General features: G+C 71.1%; 12 protein-coding genes. 10 read left to right on the forward strand and 2 right to left on the reverse strand.

Going from position 1 to position 17,001, the window contains the following annotated elements:
- Positions 1-29: 29 nt before the first annotated feature.
- The 4 genes from OG357_RS16195 (at position 30) to OG357_RS16210 (ending at position 9,368) form a co-directional block, all read left to right on the forward strand.
- The gene (locus OG357_RS16195; protein ID WP_329621814.1) at positions 30-2,387 is read left to right on the forward strand and encodes an FG-GAP repeat domain-containing protein; all 2,358 of its coding nucleotides are present in this window, start codon (positions 30-32) and stop codon (positions 2,385-2,387) included.
- 71 nt (positions 2,388-2,458) lie between these two features.
- Positions 2,459-4,744, forward strand: a complete 2,286-nt coding sequence (locus tag OG357_RS16200; RefSeq protein ID WP_329621815.1) for an FG-GAP repeat domain-containing protein — start codon at positions 2,459-2,461, stop codon at positions 4,742-4,744.
- A 132-nt stretch (positions 4,745-4,876) separates the two neighbouring features.
- Complete coding sequence (locus OG357_RS16205; RefSeq protein WP_329621816.1) at positions 4,877-7,120, forward strand: FG-GAP repeat domain-containing protein; 2,244 nt, start codon at positions 4,877-4,879, stop codon at positions 7,118-7,120.
- A 40-nt stretch (positions 7,121-7,160) separates the two neighbouring features.
- Positions 7,161-9,368 carry an FG-GAP-like repeat-containing protein gene (locus OG357_RS16210; RefSeq protein ID WP_329621817.1) on the forward strand — a complete coding sequence of 736 codons (2,208 nt, stop codon included), beginning with the start codon at positions 7,161-7,163 and terminating at the stop codon, positions 9,366-9,368.
- Here OG357_RS16210 and OG357_RS16215 read toward each other — a convergent pair.
- Positions 9,365-9,790, reverse strand: a complete 426-nt coding sequence (locus OG357_RS16215; protein ID WP_329621818.1) for an ATP-binding protein — start codon at positions 9,788-9,790, stop codon at positions 9,365-9,367. The genes OG357_RS16210 and OG357_RS16215 overlap by 4 nt on opposite strands.
- 91 nt (positions 9,791-9,881) lie before the next feature.
- On the opposite strand from OG357_RS16215, the gene OG357_RS16220 reads away from it, so the two are divergent.
- The 5 genes from OG357_RS16220 to OG357_RS16240 all read left to right on the forward strand — a co-directional run bounded on the left by OG357_RS16220 (position 9,882) and on the right by OG357_RS16240 (position 15,188).
- Positions 9,882-10,745, forward strand: coding sequence for a helix-turn-helix domain-containing protein (locus OG357_RS16220; protein WP_329621819.1), 864 nt, complete (start codon positions 9,882-9,884; stop codon positions 10,743-10,745).
- Complete coding sequence (locus OG357_RS16225) at positions 10,742-10,936, forward strand: DUF397 domain-containing protein (RefSeq protein WP_329621820.1); 195 nt, start codon at positions 10,742-10,744, stop codon at positions 10,934-10,936. The genes OG357_RS16220 and OG357_RS16225 overlap by 4 nt, the downstream gene beginning before the upstream one ends.
- Before the next feature lie 56 nt (positions 10,937-10,992).
- Positions 10,993-13,203, forward strand: coding sequence for an FG-GAP repeat domain-containing protein (locus OG357_RS16230; RefSeq protein WP_329621821.1), 2,211 nt, complete (start codon positions 10,993-10,995; stop codon positions 13,201-13,203).
- Between the two features lie 74 nt (positions 13,204-13,277).
- Entirely contained in the window at positions 13,278-13,901 is a 624-nt protein-coding gene (locus OG357_RS16235) for an HAD family hydrolase (protein WP_329621822.1), read from the forward strand.
- Positions 13,902-14,414: 513 nt separating this feature from the next.
- Positions 14,415-15,188 (forward strand): phosphotransferase family protein, encoded by a 774-nt coding sequence (locus tag OG357_RS16240; RefSeq protein WP_329621823.1) that lies wholly within the window; start codon positions 14,415-14,417, stop codon positions 15,186-15,188.
- A 609-nt stretch (positions 15,189-15,797) separates the two neighbouring features.
- Here the strand turns inward: OG357_RS16240 and OG357_RS16245 are convergent.
- Entirely contained in the window at positions 15,798-16,376 is a 579-nt protein-coding gene (locus OG357_RS16245; protein ID WP_329621824.1) for a TetR/AcrR family transcriptional regulator, read from the reverse strand.
- Between the two features lie 90 nt (positions 16,377-16,466).
- On the opposite strand from OG357_RS16245, the gene OG357_RS16250 reads away from it, so the two are divergent.
- Positions 16,467-16,913 (forward strand): DUF1772 domain-containing protein, encoded by a 447-nt coding sequence (locus OG357_RS16250; protein ID WP_329621825.1) that lies wholly within the window; start codon positions 16,467-16,469, stop codon positions 16,911-16,913.
- Positions 16,914-17,001 lie beyond the last annotated feature (88 nt).

The raw sequence follows: 17,001 nt of genomic DNA on the forward strand, positions 1-17,001 counted from the left end.
ATGTCTGTTTGTTTTGGGGGGAATTCACCTTGCAGAATCGTTTGTCCGGTCGTGGTCGTCACCTCGCCGCCGCTGTGACCGCCGTCCTCGCGATCACCGCCGGCACGGCCCTGGCGTCCGGGCCGGCCGCGCTCGCCGCCCCGGCGGGTACCGCCGCCGTCACCGCCGCCACGGAAGCCACCGCCGACGCGACCGTGCCGTTCCCGGCCGGCGCGAAGATCGCCGGGGCCGGGACCACCGGCTTCCTGACCCGCTCCGAGAGCACCAACGAGCTCCGGTGGACCCGGTACGCGGACGGCAGCTCGACCGCCGTCGCGTCCCCTGCCGGCGGTGGCGTCGGCGGCACCGGCACGGACATCCTGGTGGTCGGTGACTCCGCCGCCCCGCACCTGATGCGTACCGTCACGCTCCTGGACATGTCCGTGCCCGTCGTCGACCGCCCCGCCGTCGTGGTCTCCTTCGACCTCGGCTCACTGGGGGCCACCTACGTCCAGGCCGTCGGCCCGCGCACCGTCCTCGCCAAGGCGCCCGTCAACGGCGCCCCCGGCGAGAAGCTGCTCCTCGTCACCGAGGAGAACGACGGCATCCACAGCCGCGAGGTGACCGGCCTCCCCGCCGACGCGAACGGCTTCTTCGCCGACGCGCCCGTCGTCGACGGCAAGATCCTCGTCGGTTACGAGACCGGCTCCTCCGACCTGCGCACCGGCGCCCGTGCCGTCATCGACGTGACCACCGGCGCGGTCGTCGAGACGTACCCCGCCGGCGTGTCCGACTCCCTCTCCTCCCTCCACTCCCAGCTGGCCCTCTCGGCCACGCACGTCGCCTGGACCGCGTTCTCCGAGGACGACGGCATCGTCTACACCACGGTGGACCGGAAGACCCGCGTCACGAAGCGGCACACCTTCGCCCTCACCGACGAGTACTTCGTCGGCCTGGTGGGCAACTGGCTGGTGTACGGCGCCCCGAGCAAGCTCACCGACAACGGCACGTTCCCGAACACGAAGGTGCAGGCCGTCGACCTGACGGCGGGCGAGCTCTCCGAGCCCACCCAGATCTCCGAGCCCGTCCAACTCGCCGACTACGCCACCTCCATGGAAGCCGCGTCGGACGGCTCCCTGCTCGTGCGCGGCGGCACGGTCGCGCAGGGCGAGGGCCTCTACCGGGTCTCCACCCCCGGGGGCGGGCAGCTCGCCGTCGAGAAGGTCGCGACGACGGAGCAGCCCACCGCCCTGACCTATCTCGGCTCCCAGGTGCCGGCCGTCGTCGACTTCGACCGGGACCGCGAGGTCGAGCTGAAGTGGCGGATGTCCCGGCTCAACGCCGACGTCCAGCTGAAGCTCACCCACAAGAAGACGGGCCAGACCTACTCCCGCCTGCTGGAGCTGCGCCGCGACTATCCGTCCCGGCACACGTTCGACGACATCACCTTCGGCATCACCTGGCAGGGCCTCGTCGACGACCTCTCGCCGGGCGACAAGTCGGCCTTCAACGGCGACTACACCTGGTCCTTCCGGGCCGTTCCGCAGAACGGCATCGGGCCGGCGGTCGAGCAGTCGGGCACCTTCAGGGTGGTCCGCTCGGCCAAGCCGCACGACTACAGCGACAACGGCTCGCCGGACCTGTTCGCCAAGGACGCGGGCGGCACGCTGTGGCGCGTCGACACCACGTACGACGCGGCCACGAAGCGGCTGGCTCCCACGTACCAGAGGACCCTGGTCGGCTCCGGCTGGAATGCGTACGACCAGATCGAGTCCGTCGGGAACGTCGCGGGCACGACCGCGGCCGACACGATCGCCCGTGACGCGTCGGGCGTGCTGTGGCTGTACCAGGGCACCGGCGACGAGACGAAGCCGCTGGGGACCCGTACGAAGATCGGCCCCGGCTGGCAGACGTACAAGCACCTCGCCGGCGGCGGCGACCTGACCGGGGACGGCCGCGCCGACCTCGTCGCCCAGGACAGGGCGGGCGACCTCTACCTCTACAAGGGCACGGGCTCGGCCGGCACTCCCTTCGGCGCCCGTACGAAGATCGGCGGCGGCTGGGGCGGCTACAACCAGCTGACGGCCGTCGGGAACCTCGCCGGAGGCCCGGCCGGTGACCTCCTCGCCCGTGACACGGCCGGCGTGCTGTGGCTGTACCTCGGCAAGGGCGACGGCACCTTCGCCGGCCGCACCAAGGTCGGCGGCGGCTGGGGCGGTTACACGGAGCTCGTCGGCATCGGCGACGGCAACAAGGACGGCCGCCCCGACCTGTACGCGTACGGCGGCTGGAACCGCGCCGCCGCCTTCTACGCCGGTACGGGCAACTGGAGCGCGCCCTTCGCGGGCGGGACCGACGCGATCAAGGTCCTGGAGTACGGCGGCGCCGGCTACCAGCGCGTCTTCTGACGCACGGCAGCCCCCCGCTTCCCCTTCTGGTTCCGACGACTGATTCCGACGACTACAGAGGAAACGATCCTTTGTCTCTATCGCGTACTCCCCGACGTCACCTCGCCGCTGCCGTCACCGCCCTCCTGGCGCTGACGGCCGGCACGGCACTCGCCGTCACCCCCGCCACGGCGGCCCCCGTCCCCGGCCCGGCAATCGTGCAGACGGCCGAGGCGATCGGCACGATCCCGCAGGGCGCGCGGGTCACCAGCGCCGGGGCCACCGGCTTCCTCAGCACGGTCCGGCACTACGACCCCTTGAGGACCGACTACCTCTGGACGAAGTACGCCGACGGCTCCACCACCCTCCTGAACACTCCGAACACCGGCTTCTTCGGACAGGGTTCGGACATCGTCTGGGGCGCCACGCCCGGTTCACTCTCGTACTCGATGTACGACATGGCCAACCCGGGAACCACCGTGGGCGGCGTCACGATGAACAACGGCACCTCCTCGCGCGGGGTCATCGGCTCGGCGCTCGTGACCGTCACCGAGGACCGCTACACCGGCGCCGTGCGAGTCGAGATCCTCCGAGGGAGCAAGTACCCGACGCCCCCCATCCCCGTACCCGGCATCCCGGGCAACGCCAACGTGACCAAGGTCGTCCTCACGACGCCCGGCACGGCCGTCATCGTGTACGAGACGGGCAGCGGCGCAACCCTCCGCTACCACCTGGCCGCCGTGGACACCGAGACCGGCGAGGTCCTGGAGACGCGCCCGGCGGGCTCGCTGGAGTTCGGCGACGTCGCGCTCTCCGCGACCCACTGGTCCTGGATCGAGTACGACTACCCCGACGGACCGCTCGGCGGGAAGCGCGTCGCCCTCCTCCACACCGCCCCGCGCGGCGGCGGCGCGACCACCACCACCAACCTGGGCATCGTCGGCGCCAGTGAGGTGATGCGCACGGGTCTCCTGGGCGACTGGGTGACCTACACCAGCGTCGGTGGCTACCAGTCCTACGGTCCGTCGCCGCACTACCCGCTGGTCGCTCGCCCCCTCGGCGGCGGGACGCCGGTCAAGCTCCTCGACCACGTCGTCACCGCGGTCTCGGACACCGACGGCAACCTCGTCGTGCGCGGCGGCAGCCTCACCGAGGGCGCGGGCTCGGGCGAGGGCGTCTACAAGGTCTCGGCGAACGCGACGGGCGGCGCACCGACCGTCACCACGGTCGCGACCGCGAACACGCCGACGGCGCTCGGGATCGTCTCCCAGGACGCCGCCCCGACCGTGGTCGACCTCGACAAGAGCCAGGGGGCGAGATTCAGCTGGACCCTGACCCAGGCGAACGTGGACGGCACGTTCACGCTGAAGCACACCCGCACCGGCAAGACCGAGCAGATCCCCGTCTGGACCGACAACCCGACGGCCAACCCGCACAACAAGGCCACCGTCGACTGGTCGGGCAGGCTCGTCTCCTCCTCCCTCGACGCCTACAACGGCGACTACACCTGGGAGCTCCGCGTCAAGCCGCGCAGCGGCATCGGCCCCGAGGTGAAGAAGACCGGCGCCCTCAAAGTGGTCCGCAAGACCGCCGCGCACGACTACTCCGACAACGGCACCCCGGACTTCCTCTCCCGGGACTCCGCCGGCCGGGTCTGGCGCGACGACATCAACAGCAGGACGCCGCAGGACGGCGTCCCCACGTCCACACACACGCTGCTCGGCTCCGGCTGGGGCGTCTACAGCCATATCGAGGCCGTGGGCAACGTCGCCGGTGCCTCCGTGAGCGATGTCGTCGCCAAGGACAAGGACGGCAACCTCTGGCTGTACCTCGGCAAGGGCGACGGCACCTTCGCGCCCCGCACCAAGATCGGCCCCGGCTGGAACGCGTACAACAAGATCACCGGCGGCAGTGACGTCAACGGCGACGGCTGGTCCGACCTCTTCGCCACCGACACCTCCGGCGTCCTCTGGCTCTACAAGGGCACGGGCAACTGGCGTACCCCCTACGGCAGTCGGACGCGGGTCGGCGGCGGCTGGGGCGCCATGAACCAGATCACCGCCACCGGCGACCTCGGCGGCACCGTCCACGGCGACCTCGTCGCCCGTGACACGACCGGCGTCCTCTGGCTGTACCCGAGCACGGGCACCGGCACCTTCGGCGCGCGCGTGCGCGTCGGCGGCGGCTGGGGCGGCTACACCCACCTCGTCGGCGCCGGCGACATCAACGGCGACGGCCGCGCCGACCTGTTCGCGTACAGCCCGGCCGGCGGCTCGTACGTCCACCAGGGCACGGGCAGCCTCTCGACCCCGTTCGCCCCGCGCACGAGCATCGGCGTCTACCTGCCGGGCTCGACGGCGCACAACCCGGTCATCTGACACGTCGGTGTCGTGACGGGCCTGACTGGCCCGAGGCATTCCGGATAGTCGTACAACCTTGCGACGCACTCGGAGGTCATGTGGGTGCGGCGTGGATCGCCGCACCCACATCACTCGAGGGAGAACTCCGTTTTGTCCCACACCGGTTCGTCCCGCCGCCACCTCACCGCCGCCGTCGCCGTGGCCCTCGCCGCCGCCTGCGCGGGCACGTTCACGACGGGCGTGGCCCTCGCCACCACCGAGACGACGACCGCCGTTTCGAGCGGTACGGCCCAGGAGAGTGCCGCCGCGCTCCTGCCGAACTCGTACGTGACCGGCAACGGACCGACGGGCTTCCTGTCCGTCCGCTGGGCCGCTCCTTCCGGCGGGCAGTCGGAGTACCGATGGACGCGGTACCAGGGCGGCGTCACCACCCTCCTGCCCGCGGGCACGTACGAGGGCAGCGCCGGCTCGGACGTGATCGTGAAGAAGGTCAACGGGACGACGTACAACCTGTACGACATGGCCACGGGCGTCGCCCCCGTCGTCATCGACACCACCTCCGTCGGCGCGACCGCCCGGCTCGTACGGGCCGAGGGCTCGACCCTCGTCATGGAGGTCCCGCGCGCCGGGGGCGGCTCGGACGTCCACCTCGTCGGCAAGGCGGCCGACGGGACCCTCCTGAACCGCAAGGTCGCCGGGGTTCCCGACACCACCTCCGTCCGCTCCTACTTCCCGGTCGCGCCGGGCGAGCTGCTCGTCCGCTACTGGGACTCCGCCCAGAGCGTCCTGCGCGCGCTCCTCGTGGACGTCGCCACGGCCAAGGTCACGGAGAACCGGGTGCTCACCGAGAGCATCGCGAGCCCCGACGTGACCGCCTCCGCCACCCATGTGGTCTGGAGCGAGTACGCCAGCGACACCACCACGGCCCTCTGGCTGGCCAAGCGCGGCCAGGAGGGCGCCACGCGGGTCCCCGTGGGCTCGAACGCGACGCTGGCGCTCGGGGTCCTGGGCGACGACTGGGTGGCGTACGGCGATCCGCGAGGGTTCGCGACGGCCAGGCCCAACCCCCTGCACGCCCTGACGGTCCGCTCGCTGACCGACGGCCGCACGGTCAAGCTCCTCGACCTCGTGCACCGTGTCGTCCCCACCGGCGACGGCACCCTCCTCGTCCAGGGCTCCACGCTCGCGCAGGGCGAGGGCCTCTACCGGCTCACGGTCGGCGCGGACGGCGAACCGGCCGCCATCCTCGTCGCGAGCACGGGCCGCCCCCTCGTGTACACGGTCACCGGCGTGACGGTCCCCGCGACCGTCGACTTCTCCGTCGCCAGGAACGGCGTGCCGCTGAAGTGGCAGGGCAGCGGCAGCAGCGTCGGGAAGGTGACCCTGGAGCTGACGCACACGGCGACGGGGGCCCGCGCGACCTTGGGCGCGACCACGCAGGGGGCCGTCAGCCTGAACTGGGGCGGCACCTTCGACAACGGCACGGCCGTCCACAACGGCGACTACACCTGGCGACTGACGACCGTGCCCTACAACGGGATCGGCGAGAAGGCGGAGCTGACGGGCTCGTTCAAGGTCATCGGCCGGCCGGCGGACCACGACTTCTCGAACAGCACCTCGCCCGACCTGCTCTTCCGCAGTGGCGGCCGGCTCTCCGTCTTCGACGCCCGACAGTTCCTGGACAGCAACACAACGGACCCGCTGTCGGAGGTCGTCGTCGGATCCGGCTGGGACACGTACGACCGGATCGTCACCCCCGGAAACCTGGGCGGCACCGTCCACGCCGACCTGCTCGGCCGGGACAAGAGCGGCGTGCTGTGGTCGTACGCGGGCACCGGCATTCCGTCCGTCCCCTTCAAGACGCGTACGAGGGTCGGCGGCGGCTGGGGGATCTACAACAAGATCACCGCCGGCCTCGACGTCAGCGGCGACGGCCGCCGCGACCTCCTGGCCACCGACAAGGACGGCGCCCTGTGGCTCTACAAGGGCACGGGCTCCATCACCTCTCCCTTCCGGCCGCGGGTGAGGGTCGGCGGCGGCTGGGGGATCTACAACAAGATCACCGCCACCGGGAACATCGGCGGCGGCCCCGCCGGAGACCTCATCGCCCGAGACAAGGACGGCGTCGACTGGCTCTACCTCGGCAAGGGCGACGGCACGTTCGCCGCCCGGACCCGGATCAGCAGCGACTGGGGCTACTACACCGACCTGATCGCCGTCGGTGACGCCGACCGCGACGGCCGGTCCGACCTCGTCGTCCGTCATGTGACCGGCGGCGACACGGGCAGCCTCCTCTTCTACCCCGGCAGCGGCGACTGGCGGAACCCCTTCCCGAAGGAGGTGTCGATCGACTCGTCGCGGCGGTTCGTCCGTGACGGCACCCTGATGTTCTGACCCGCCACCCGACCTGCGCAGCCGAAGAGAGAACAGAGCCTTGACGCGTACGAGAAGCACCCGGTACCGCTTCGCCCTCGCCACGGCCGTGGCCACCGCCCTCGCCGTGACGGCGGGCGGGACGGCCGGGGCCTCCGCGCCGACGACCTCGTTCGCGGCGACGGTGGCGGCGGAGCAGAACATCGCCGTCCCGTTCCCGGTCGACGCGACGGTCGTGAGCGCCGGTCCGACCGGCTTCCTCAGCGCCCAGAGCGGCGAACAGCTCACCTGGCGGTGGACGCGGTACGCGGACGGCGTCGCGACCGTGCTCCCGCCGGGCTCGTACCGGGGCGCCAAGCAGACGGACATCGTGGCGAGGACCGACGGGAGCGGCGTCTACACGCTGTCCGACATGGCGACGGGAGGCGACCCGCTGGAGGTCGACACCCGCCCCCTGGGCGAGGGTTACACCCTCGCCGGGGTCGCGGGCAGCACCCTCGTCATGAGGAAGGCCGCCGCGACCGGCGGCACGGAGCTCCACCTCGTCGGGAAGGAGCAGGGCGTCCTCGTCGACCACACGGTGACCGGGCTGCCCGCCGAGATCGTGAACCCCTTCGTCATCGTGGACTCGCCCGGCACCGTGCTGGTCCGGTACACGGTCACGGTGGACGGGGTGAAGCGGAGCCGCGTGACCATCGTGGACGTCGCGACCCACGCGGTCGTCGAGGAGCACGAGACGTCCGACGTCCCGGTCATCGGCATGGCCCTGTCGGCGACCCACATCGCCTGGGTCGAGAAGCCGGCCGACTCGACGGTGAAGGTGGCCGTGGCGCGGCGGGGCGGCACCGCCGAGACCGTTCGCCACGACACGGGCAGCACGGGCAACGTGGCCATCCAGATCGTGGGCGACTGGCTGACGCACCGGCGTTACTCGGTCAACGCGCCCACCACGGCGAACCCCCTGTACTCGCTGTACGCCCGCCCCCTGTCGGGTGGCGAGCCGGTCAAGCTCCTGGAACACACGCTGACCTCCACGGCCGGCCCCGACGGAACCCAGCTCGTGCGGGGCGGGACCTTCGAGCACGACGAGGGCCTCTACCGCATCGCCCCCGGCACCGCCGGTGCCCGGCCCGTCGCCACCCTCGTCGCGAGCACCGGCCAGCCCACCACCCTGGAGCTGGCGAGCCACACCGTCCCCACGACGCTCGACCTCGACCTGCCCGGCGCCGGCGCCCTGACCTGGACCTTGAGCCGGGGCGCGAACGCGGGCCTCGAACTCGTCCACAAGGCGACCGGGAAGACGGCGACGCCGGGCCTCCCCACCATCACCGAAGGAGTCCACACCGCGCGCTGGGACGGTCTCTTCGACGACGGCATCACCGCCTACAACGGCGAGTACACGTGGAAACTGACGGCGACGCCCTGGGACCGCGTCGGCCCCGACCTCGTCCGCACCGGCACCTTCAAGCTCCTCCGCAAGCCCACCTCGCACGACTTCAACGACAACGGCAGCTCGGACCTGCTCCTGCGGAACGACCTCGGTGAGCTGCTGGTGCACGACAGCCACATGGACCCCTACCAGCGGGGACCGGTCTGGCAGAAGAGGGCCCCTGTACGGATCGGCACCGGCTGGAACACCTACGACCAGGTGCTCGTCGCGCCCGGGAACATCGCCGGATCCGCGTACGCGGACATCGTCGCCCGCGACCGGTCGGGGGTCCTCTGGCTCCACCAGGGCGCCGGGCGGACCCTCGCGCCCCGGGTACGCGTCGGCGGCGGCTGGCAGATCTACGACCGGATCACCGGCGGCGGCGACATGAGCGGCGACGGCCGCCCCGACCTCCTCGCCACCGACAAGGCCGGCGTCCTGTGGCTCTACAAGGGCACCGGATCCGCCACCGCCCCGTTCTCGAAGGCCGTGCGGATCGGCGGCGGCTGGGGGATCTACAACAAGATCACCGCCACCGGGAACATCGGCGGCGGACCCGCCGGTGACCTCGTCGCCCGCGACAAGGACGGCGTGCTGTGGCTCTACCTCGGCAAGGGTGACGGCACGTTCGCCCCCCGGACCCGGATCGGCGGCGGCTGGGGCACCTTCCCGCCCACCGCGATGGGCGACGTCGACCGCGACGGGCGGCCGGACCTCGTGGCGTACCGCAACGAGACGGTGTACTTCGCCAAGGGCACCGGGGACTGGAAGGCACCCTTCGCGCCCGTCCGGGAGTCCACGTACCTGCCGACCAACTCGTACGCCCCGACGGTGTTCTAAGGCGCGAGCGGGACCGGCGGAACGGTGGGGATGGTCGCCCAGACCGTCTTGCCGACGGACCGGTCCTTCACGCCCCACGCGGTCGCGAGGGCGGCTACGAGCAGCAGCCCGTAGCCGCCCTCGTCGGGCTGCCCGGACGGTAACGGGCGGCGCTCGCCCCGCGCGTCGGAGAGCTCGATGCGTACGTGGTCGTCGGCGCGTTCCATCCGCACCTCGAAGTCCCTCCCCGGCACCCGGCCCTGAAGGGCGGCGTTGCTCGCGAGCTCGGCGACGACCAGTTCGGCCGCCTCGGCGGCGGAACCGGTCACGCCCCACTCGTGGAGCTGCTGCACGGCGAGTAGCCGCGCCAGACGTGCGCCCCGGCGCGTGGCCGAGAGCCGGAGCGTGAACTCACCGGTTGGGGTGGCGGTTTCGGACTTCATGCCCCTGAGAGTGGTGGGTGCGCCCTACGCTGAACAGCAGCGACGCGACGACGTTGAGTCACTGTACGGGTGCGCCAAGAGGGCGGTACGGATGTCGGGCAACGAGGAGGAGCGGCCGGAACGGCCCTCCGAAGCGGACGGTACGGCGCACTTGTTTCGTGCGCTCGGAAAGATCATCAAGGTGCTGCGGAAGAACGCGGGCCTGAGCCAGGCGGAACTGGCCGACATCACGCATTGCAGCGAGGACCTGATCTCCTCCATGGAGCGGGGCGTACGAATCCCCCAACCGGACTTCCTGATCCGGGCGGACCCCGTGCTGAACGCGGGCGGGGTGTTGGTGGCGGCTGTGGATGATCTACGGGACGCCCAGGCGAGGGCGCGGGTGCGGCACCCGGACTGGTTCCGGAGCTTCGCTGCGGCGGAAGCTTTGGCGGTTGCCCTGCACTACTACGAAGTACAGGCGGTGCCTGGCCTGTTGCAGACGGAGGCATACGCACGGGCCGTGATGCGCCATCGGCGGCCCGTCTGGGACGAGCAGACGATTGAGAAATGGGTGGCCGACCGCTTGGCCCGCCAGTCGCTCTTCGACAAGTGGCCAGCGAAGACGATCAGCTTCGTCCTGGAGGAGGCCATTCTGCGCCGCCCCACCGGCGGCCTCAGCGTCCACCACGAACAACTGCGCCGCATCCTGGACATCGCCAGTCGGCGCACGGTCCATCTCCAGGTGATGCCACTGACGAGGAAGGACCACCCCTCCCTCGACGGCGCGTTCACGCTGCTGACGCCGCAAGGGCGGCGCGAGGTCGCTTACACCGAGATCTACGGCCACGCTCGGCTGATCACCGACCCTGAAGAGGTACGTGTGTACGCAGAGCGCTATGGGATCATCCGGGCGCAGGCACTCACGCCCCGCGAGTCCCTGGAGTTGATCGAGAAGATGCTGGGAGAGCTATGAGCACCACCGATCTGGCCTGGTTCAAGAGCAGCTACAGCAGCGGCGAGGGCGGCAACTGCATCGAAGTCGCCGCGCACCCCACCACCATCCACCTCCGCGACTCCAAAGTCCCCCACGGCCCCCAGCTCGCCGTATCGCCCGCGACGTGGTCCGCGTTCGTCTCGTACGCTGCGTTTCCTAAGCAATCATGAGGAGCGGGCGCGGTGTTGAGTGACACCGGGCCCGCATCCCTGGGGGGATACGCATCATGAATCACGCGCACATACGCGGCCGTCGGCTCGCCGTGGCCGTCACCGCCGTGCTCGCCGTCTCCGCCGTCGGCGGGACGCTCGTCACCGCGCCCGCAGCGGTGGCCGCCGTCGCCGCCCCGGCCGCGCCGCTGGACGCGCAGGACATCACGTTCCCGGCGGGCGAGAAGCTCGTCAGCGCCGGGACCGCCGGGTTCCTCACCTCGAAGGACGACGGCGCGGGCGGGTCCGCACTGACGTGGACGTATTTCGACGACGGCGTCACGTGGCCGGTTCCGTCATCGGTCGCGTACCAGAGCCGTTCGGACACGATCGTCACCCGCGACGGGTACCGCTTCATCCTGCGGGACATGAGCGGGAACGGGGTCTCGACCTACGTGGAGCCGGTCGGGCTCGGGGCGGGCTACAAGGTCGCCGGGGCGGCCGGTTCGACGCTCTTCCTGAGCGTGCCGAACCCGACGTACGGGGGCGAGGACCTCTACCGGCTCACCCGGGTGAACGGCGTGCAGCAGCAGGAGAAGATCACGCCCTTCGGCCGCGGCCGTGACTACAAGGTCCTGTCCCACTCGCTCACCAGCGTGGTCGTCGTCTACACGGAGGACGGCAGCACCGGACCGATGTACCGCCGCGCGCTGGCGGACCTCGGCGGCGGTTTCCTGAAGGAGGAGCGGGCCCTCCTGGCGTTCGACCCGGCCACGGTCACGACCGCGATCAGCCCGTCGTACATCGCGTGGACGGAGTACGTGGACGGCGCCGCCAGGGTGGCGATCGAGAAGCGGAGCGAGTACGCGCCCTTCAAGCGCGTCTCGCTGGGCGCGGGCTCCAAGGGTGTCGTGGTCGGGTTCTCCGGCGACTGGGTGCTGTACGGCGTGCCGGACGGGCTCACGGCCCCGACGGCCAACCCGCTGCACGCTCTGACCGCGCAGAACGTGCTCACCAGCGAGACAGTGACGCTGCTCGACCACTTCACGTCCACGTCGACCGCGCCCGACGGAAGCATCTACGTCCAGGGCGGGAAGTCGACCGACGGGGAAGGACTGTTCAAGATCACGGAGGGCGACCACCCGACGGCCTCGCTGATCGCGGGCACCCCCGGCGCGTCCACCGCGCCGACCGTCCTCGGCAGCACGGTCCCCGGCGTGGCGGACCTCGACCGCAACGGCGGTCAGGTCGCCATGGAGTGGCAGCTCTCCCGGTACAACGTGAACATGGACGTCACCCTGCGGCACACCGCGACCGGGAAGACGTACACGAAGCGCCTCACGCGGCCTGCCGCGCCCGCGCGGCTCACGTGGGACGGGCTGACCTCGGACGGGTTCAGCGCCCCGAACGGCGACTACACCTGGAACGTCACCCTGACGCCGACCAACGCCATCGGGTACCCGGGATACGCGTCGGGCGCCTTCAAGGTGACCCGGAAGGCCAACCCGCACGACTACAGCGACAACGGTTCGGCCGACCTGCTCGCGCGGGACGCGTCGGGCGTGCTGTGGCGGGACGACCTGCTCGACTGGCCGGTGGGCGGTCAGGTGACGCCGGCGAAGCCCCGCGTCAAGATCGGCAGCGGGTGGAACACGTACAACCTGATCGAGGCGGCCGGGAACAACGGCGGCTCCGCCGTCGGTGACGTCCTCGGACGGGACACGGCCGGTGTGCTGTGGAACTACCCCGGCAAGGGCGACGGCACGTTCGGGACCCGGATCAAGGTCGGCCCCGGCTGGGGCGTCTACAACAAGCTCGCCGGCGGGTCCGACCTGAACGGTGACGGCAAGGCCGACCTCGTCGCCACCGACGCGTCCGGCCTGCTGTGGTTCTACAAGGGCACGGGCAGCTCCACCGTGCCGTACGCCGGCCGCGTGAAGATCGGGCCCGGCTGGGGCGTCTACAACCAGCTGACGGCCGTCGGGAACATCGCCGGGGGTGTCGCCGGGGACCTCGTCGCCCGGGACGCGGCGGGCGTGCTGTGGCTGTACCTCGGGAAGGGCGACGGTACGTTCGCGGCCCGGACCAAGATCGGTACGGGCTGGGGCGGTTACAGCCAGCTCGTGGGCGCCGGCGACACGAACAACGACGGCCGGCCCGACCTCGTCGCGTACGGGTCGGCGGGGACGCACGTGTTCCTCGGGACGGGGTCGTGGTCGGCGCCGTTCACGAAGACGACGACCTCGCTGTACGCGGGCGAGGGGACCAAGTTCACGTCGGTGTCGTGATGACGGTCGCCTGACCCGGTACGGGTCAGGGCCTGCCGGTCGCGCCTCGGACCGCTCGTCGTAGCATCCGGGGCGTGACCTCCAGGACCTTCGTTCTCTTCGACGTCGACGGCACCCTCATGGACGCCGTCGCCAACCAGCGCCGCATGTGGCACGAGTGGGCCGCGCGGTACGGGCTCGACGGGGACGAGGTGTACGCCGTCGCCCTGCGGACGCGACCCGTCGAGACCTTCGCGGCCGTCGCCCCGGGACACGACCCGGACGAGTGCCTCGCCCTGCTGCACGAGCTGGAGGACGAGGACGTCCGTACGGGCACGTACACGGCCTTCGACGGGGCCGCCGAGCTGCTCGCCGGCCTTCCGGCGGACCGGTGGGCGCTGGTCACGTCGAACTACGAACACCGGGTGCGGGGGCGCTTCGAGCGGACCGGGCTGCCGCTGCCCGGGCTGATCGTGGACGCGGCCTCGGTGGCCGAGGGGAAGCCGTCCCCTGTCCCGTACCTGCTCGCGGCCGAGAAGCTGGGCGCGGATCCCGCGGAGTGCCTGGTCATCGAGGACGCTCCGTCGGGGGTCCGCTCGGGGCTCGCGGCCGGGATGACGGTCTGGTCGGTCAACGGGCCGGAGCTGGTGGAGGGCGCCCATCGCCACTTCGACACGCTCGCGGAGGCGGCCCCGCACGTCCTGGCCGCTCTGAGCTAGCAGGGGGTGGGCCTGCTTCGTGGGCTTCTGGTGGGACCGCCCTCTTTCCGAGAGTCGCACCTTCCACCACCGCGTCAAGGGCGCCTCCAGGAGCGAAAGACCTCTCGGAGGGCGGTCCGGGGGCCGGGGTCGCCGGGGGCCCGGGCAGCGGCCAGGGTCGGAGAGCGACCGTCGGGCCGGTGGGTGGGGGCTGGGTTCGTAGCGGGGGTGAGTGAGCCTCTTCCGGTCGGCTCAGGGTGCGCGGTTGTTGAATGGGGCGGCCCGGCTCGGCTTGGCGAGTCGCGGCCGATGGGCAGTGGGGATTCAGGCCCCGCTGGTCTGTCCCGGTGGGTGGAGGGTCGTGCGCCTGGAGTGACCAGCGGGGCCCGAATCCCCGCCGAGGGACGGACGTTCGCCGCTGAGGACCCCTGACAAGTGGGGTCGCGCACGAGGCTGTCGGGAAGCGGTCAGCTGCGTCATCGCATGCGATAAGTCCGGCGACGTCGGCGATCACCTCCGGGATACTGGTCGCCCATGGATGAGGTCAAGGTCGTCGTCGCCCATTCCGAGCGCGCGACCCTGCGCGTCGGCGACGTGTTCCTGAAGGTGGACGCCGATCAGGCGCGTATCGACGTCGAGGTCGAGGCGATGTCTCTCGCGCCGGTCCCGACCCCGGAGGTCCTGTGGCGCAAGCCGCCCGTGCTCGCGATCGCCGCGCTCCCGGGGACGACACTCGGGCGCCTCGGCGGGCCGTCGACCGGGTCGTCGGCGGCGTGGGCCGCGGCGGGCGCCGCCATCCGGAAGCTGCACGACGCGCCGCTGCCGCCCCGGCCCGGCCGGGCCGGCCGGGCCATCGTCGCGCTGACGGCGGAACTCGACGACGAGTGCGAGTTGCTCGTGACGAACGGCCTCCTGCCCGCCGACCTGGTCACCCGTAACCGCCAGGTCGCCGAGGCCGCACTCCGGCCGTGGACTCCGGCGTTCACACACGGCGACCTGCAGATCGCGCACGTCTTCGTCGACGGCGACGAGGTGACGGGCATCATCGACTGGTCCGAGGCAGGCCAGGGCGATGCCCTGTACGACCTCGCCACCTTCACGCTCGGACACGAGGAGCACCTCGACGACGTCCTCGCCGGCTATGGCACCGACATCGACCTCGACGTGATCCACGCGTGGTGGTCGTTGCGAAGCCTGCTGGCAGTTCGCTGGCTGATCGAGCACGGCTTCGACCCGTTCGCACCAGGCTGCGAGGTCGACGTGCTGAGATCCCGGGCGATCTGGAACCGGCGGACCTTGTCCCGGTAGACCTCGTGGTCATAGCCGCGGTGGGTGGAGGGTCGTGATTAGTGAGGGTTCGGGACTGGCGGGGAGACATTCGTGCACTTTCTCGGCCCGATAAGGGTGATGTGCCTCCTTTAGGGGTTATCTCGGGGCCTGTTACTCGGAGTAGCTGCACGTTAGTCACCTCTCCACCCACCGGGAGTGACCAGCCGGGCCTGAATCCCCGCCAAGGGACGGACGTTCGCCGCTTAGCCAAGCCCGGCTGCCCCATTCAACGGCCGCGCACCCCGAACCAACCCCAGCGGACCCACTCGCCCCGGCCGCTAACCAAGCCCCACCCCACCGGCCCGTCAGGCGCCCTCCAACCTCCGCCGCTGCCCGGGCCCCTGGCGTGACCCCGGCCCCCGGACCGCCCTCCGAGAGTTGTTGCGCAGCTTCCGGCGCCGGGTCAAGGGTGGCCGTAGGCCATCGGCGGAGCCGACTTGCCCTTGACGCGGTGGCGGAAGCTGCGACTCTCGGAAAGAGGGCGGTCCCACCAGAAGCCCGCCGGAAACGTCAACCCCTCGGGCCTGCCCCTGACGGCCGGCCCTGGGACCCGTGCCCGCCGGGGCCCGTGCCCGCCGGGGAGGTGCGTCAGACCGCGGCGAGCCGGTCCACCGGCAGCTCCACCCTCGGCGCGGCACCCTCTGGCAGTAGCCGTCCCGACCGGGTCAGGGTCGCGAGGCCGTGCAGGGACGCCCAGAACACCTCGGTGAACAAGCCCGCGTGAACGCCGTCCCCTGCGACCTCGCCCAGGCTCTCCAGTAGGGCGGCGAAGGCGTCCTTCAAGGGCTCCGGGGTGTCCTCCTGTGCGTACGGAAGACCGCCGTCGAGCTGGAACATGGCGTCGTAGACCGCCGGGTGGCGTTCGGCGAAGTCGAGGTAGGCGCGGGCGAGGGCGGCGACCCGGGCGCGCGGGCCGTCCGCGGCGGAGGTCGCAGCCCGCACCGCCGCGGCCAGCTCGGCGGCGCCTTCGAGGGCGACGGCGCCGATGATCTCCCGTTTGCCGCGGAAGTGGCTGTAGAGGACGGGCTGGCTGTATTCGATGCGCTCGGCGAGCCGACGGGTGGTGACCGCGTCCCAGCCCTGCTGCTCGGCGAGTTCGCGGGCGGTCGCCACGATGAGGCGCTCGCGCTCCGCCCGTTCGCGATGCTTGCGTTCCTGTACCGACATGATTCGACCCTAGCACCGCTAGACAACAGAGCAGCATTAGCACTAGCGTTGCCTCATCACCTAGCAGCACTAGATTCCCGAGGGGTCGTCATGCTCAACGCACTCGAGGTCGTCACCACCGTGATCGTCGGCGTGATGGTGGGGGTGGAGTTCTCCGTCGCCTTCGTCATGAGCCGGATCCTCAACGCCCTCCCCGACGACAGCCGCCAACTCGGCCATGCGCACGGGGGCCGGATGCTCGGCGCCGTGATGCCGGTCTGGTACATCGGCTCGCTCGTCCTCGTCGCGGCATGGGCCGTCGCCGGATGGGGCCACGACGGCGCCGGACTCGTCGTCACCGCCGGCGCGCTGCTGATGCTCAGCGTGGTCATGTCGATCCTGCTGCTCGTCCCAATCAACAACCTGAACAAGACGTGGACCCCTGACAACCGACCCGCCGACTGGAAGCAGCAGTTGCACCGCTGGGAACGCTTCCACTACGCCCGCGTCGCCGTCATCATCGCCGCCTTCACCCTGCTCGTCGCCGCTCTTGCCTGAGCCCGCGGGCCGGCCTCGCGCCGGCAGCGCACGATCCCCGAACGATCCCTGCACGCTCCACGAAGCTCACCAAGCTCACCAAGCTCAC

The organism is Streptomyces sp. NBC_01255 (assembly GCF_036226445.1).
GTDB lineage: Bacteria > Actinomycetota > Actinomycetes > Streptomycetales > Streptomycetaceae > Streptomyces.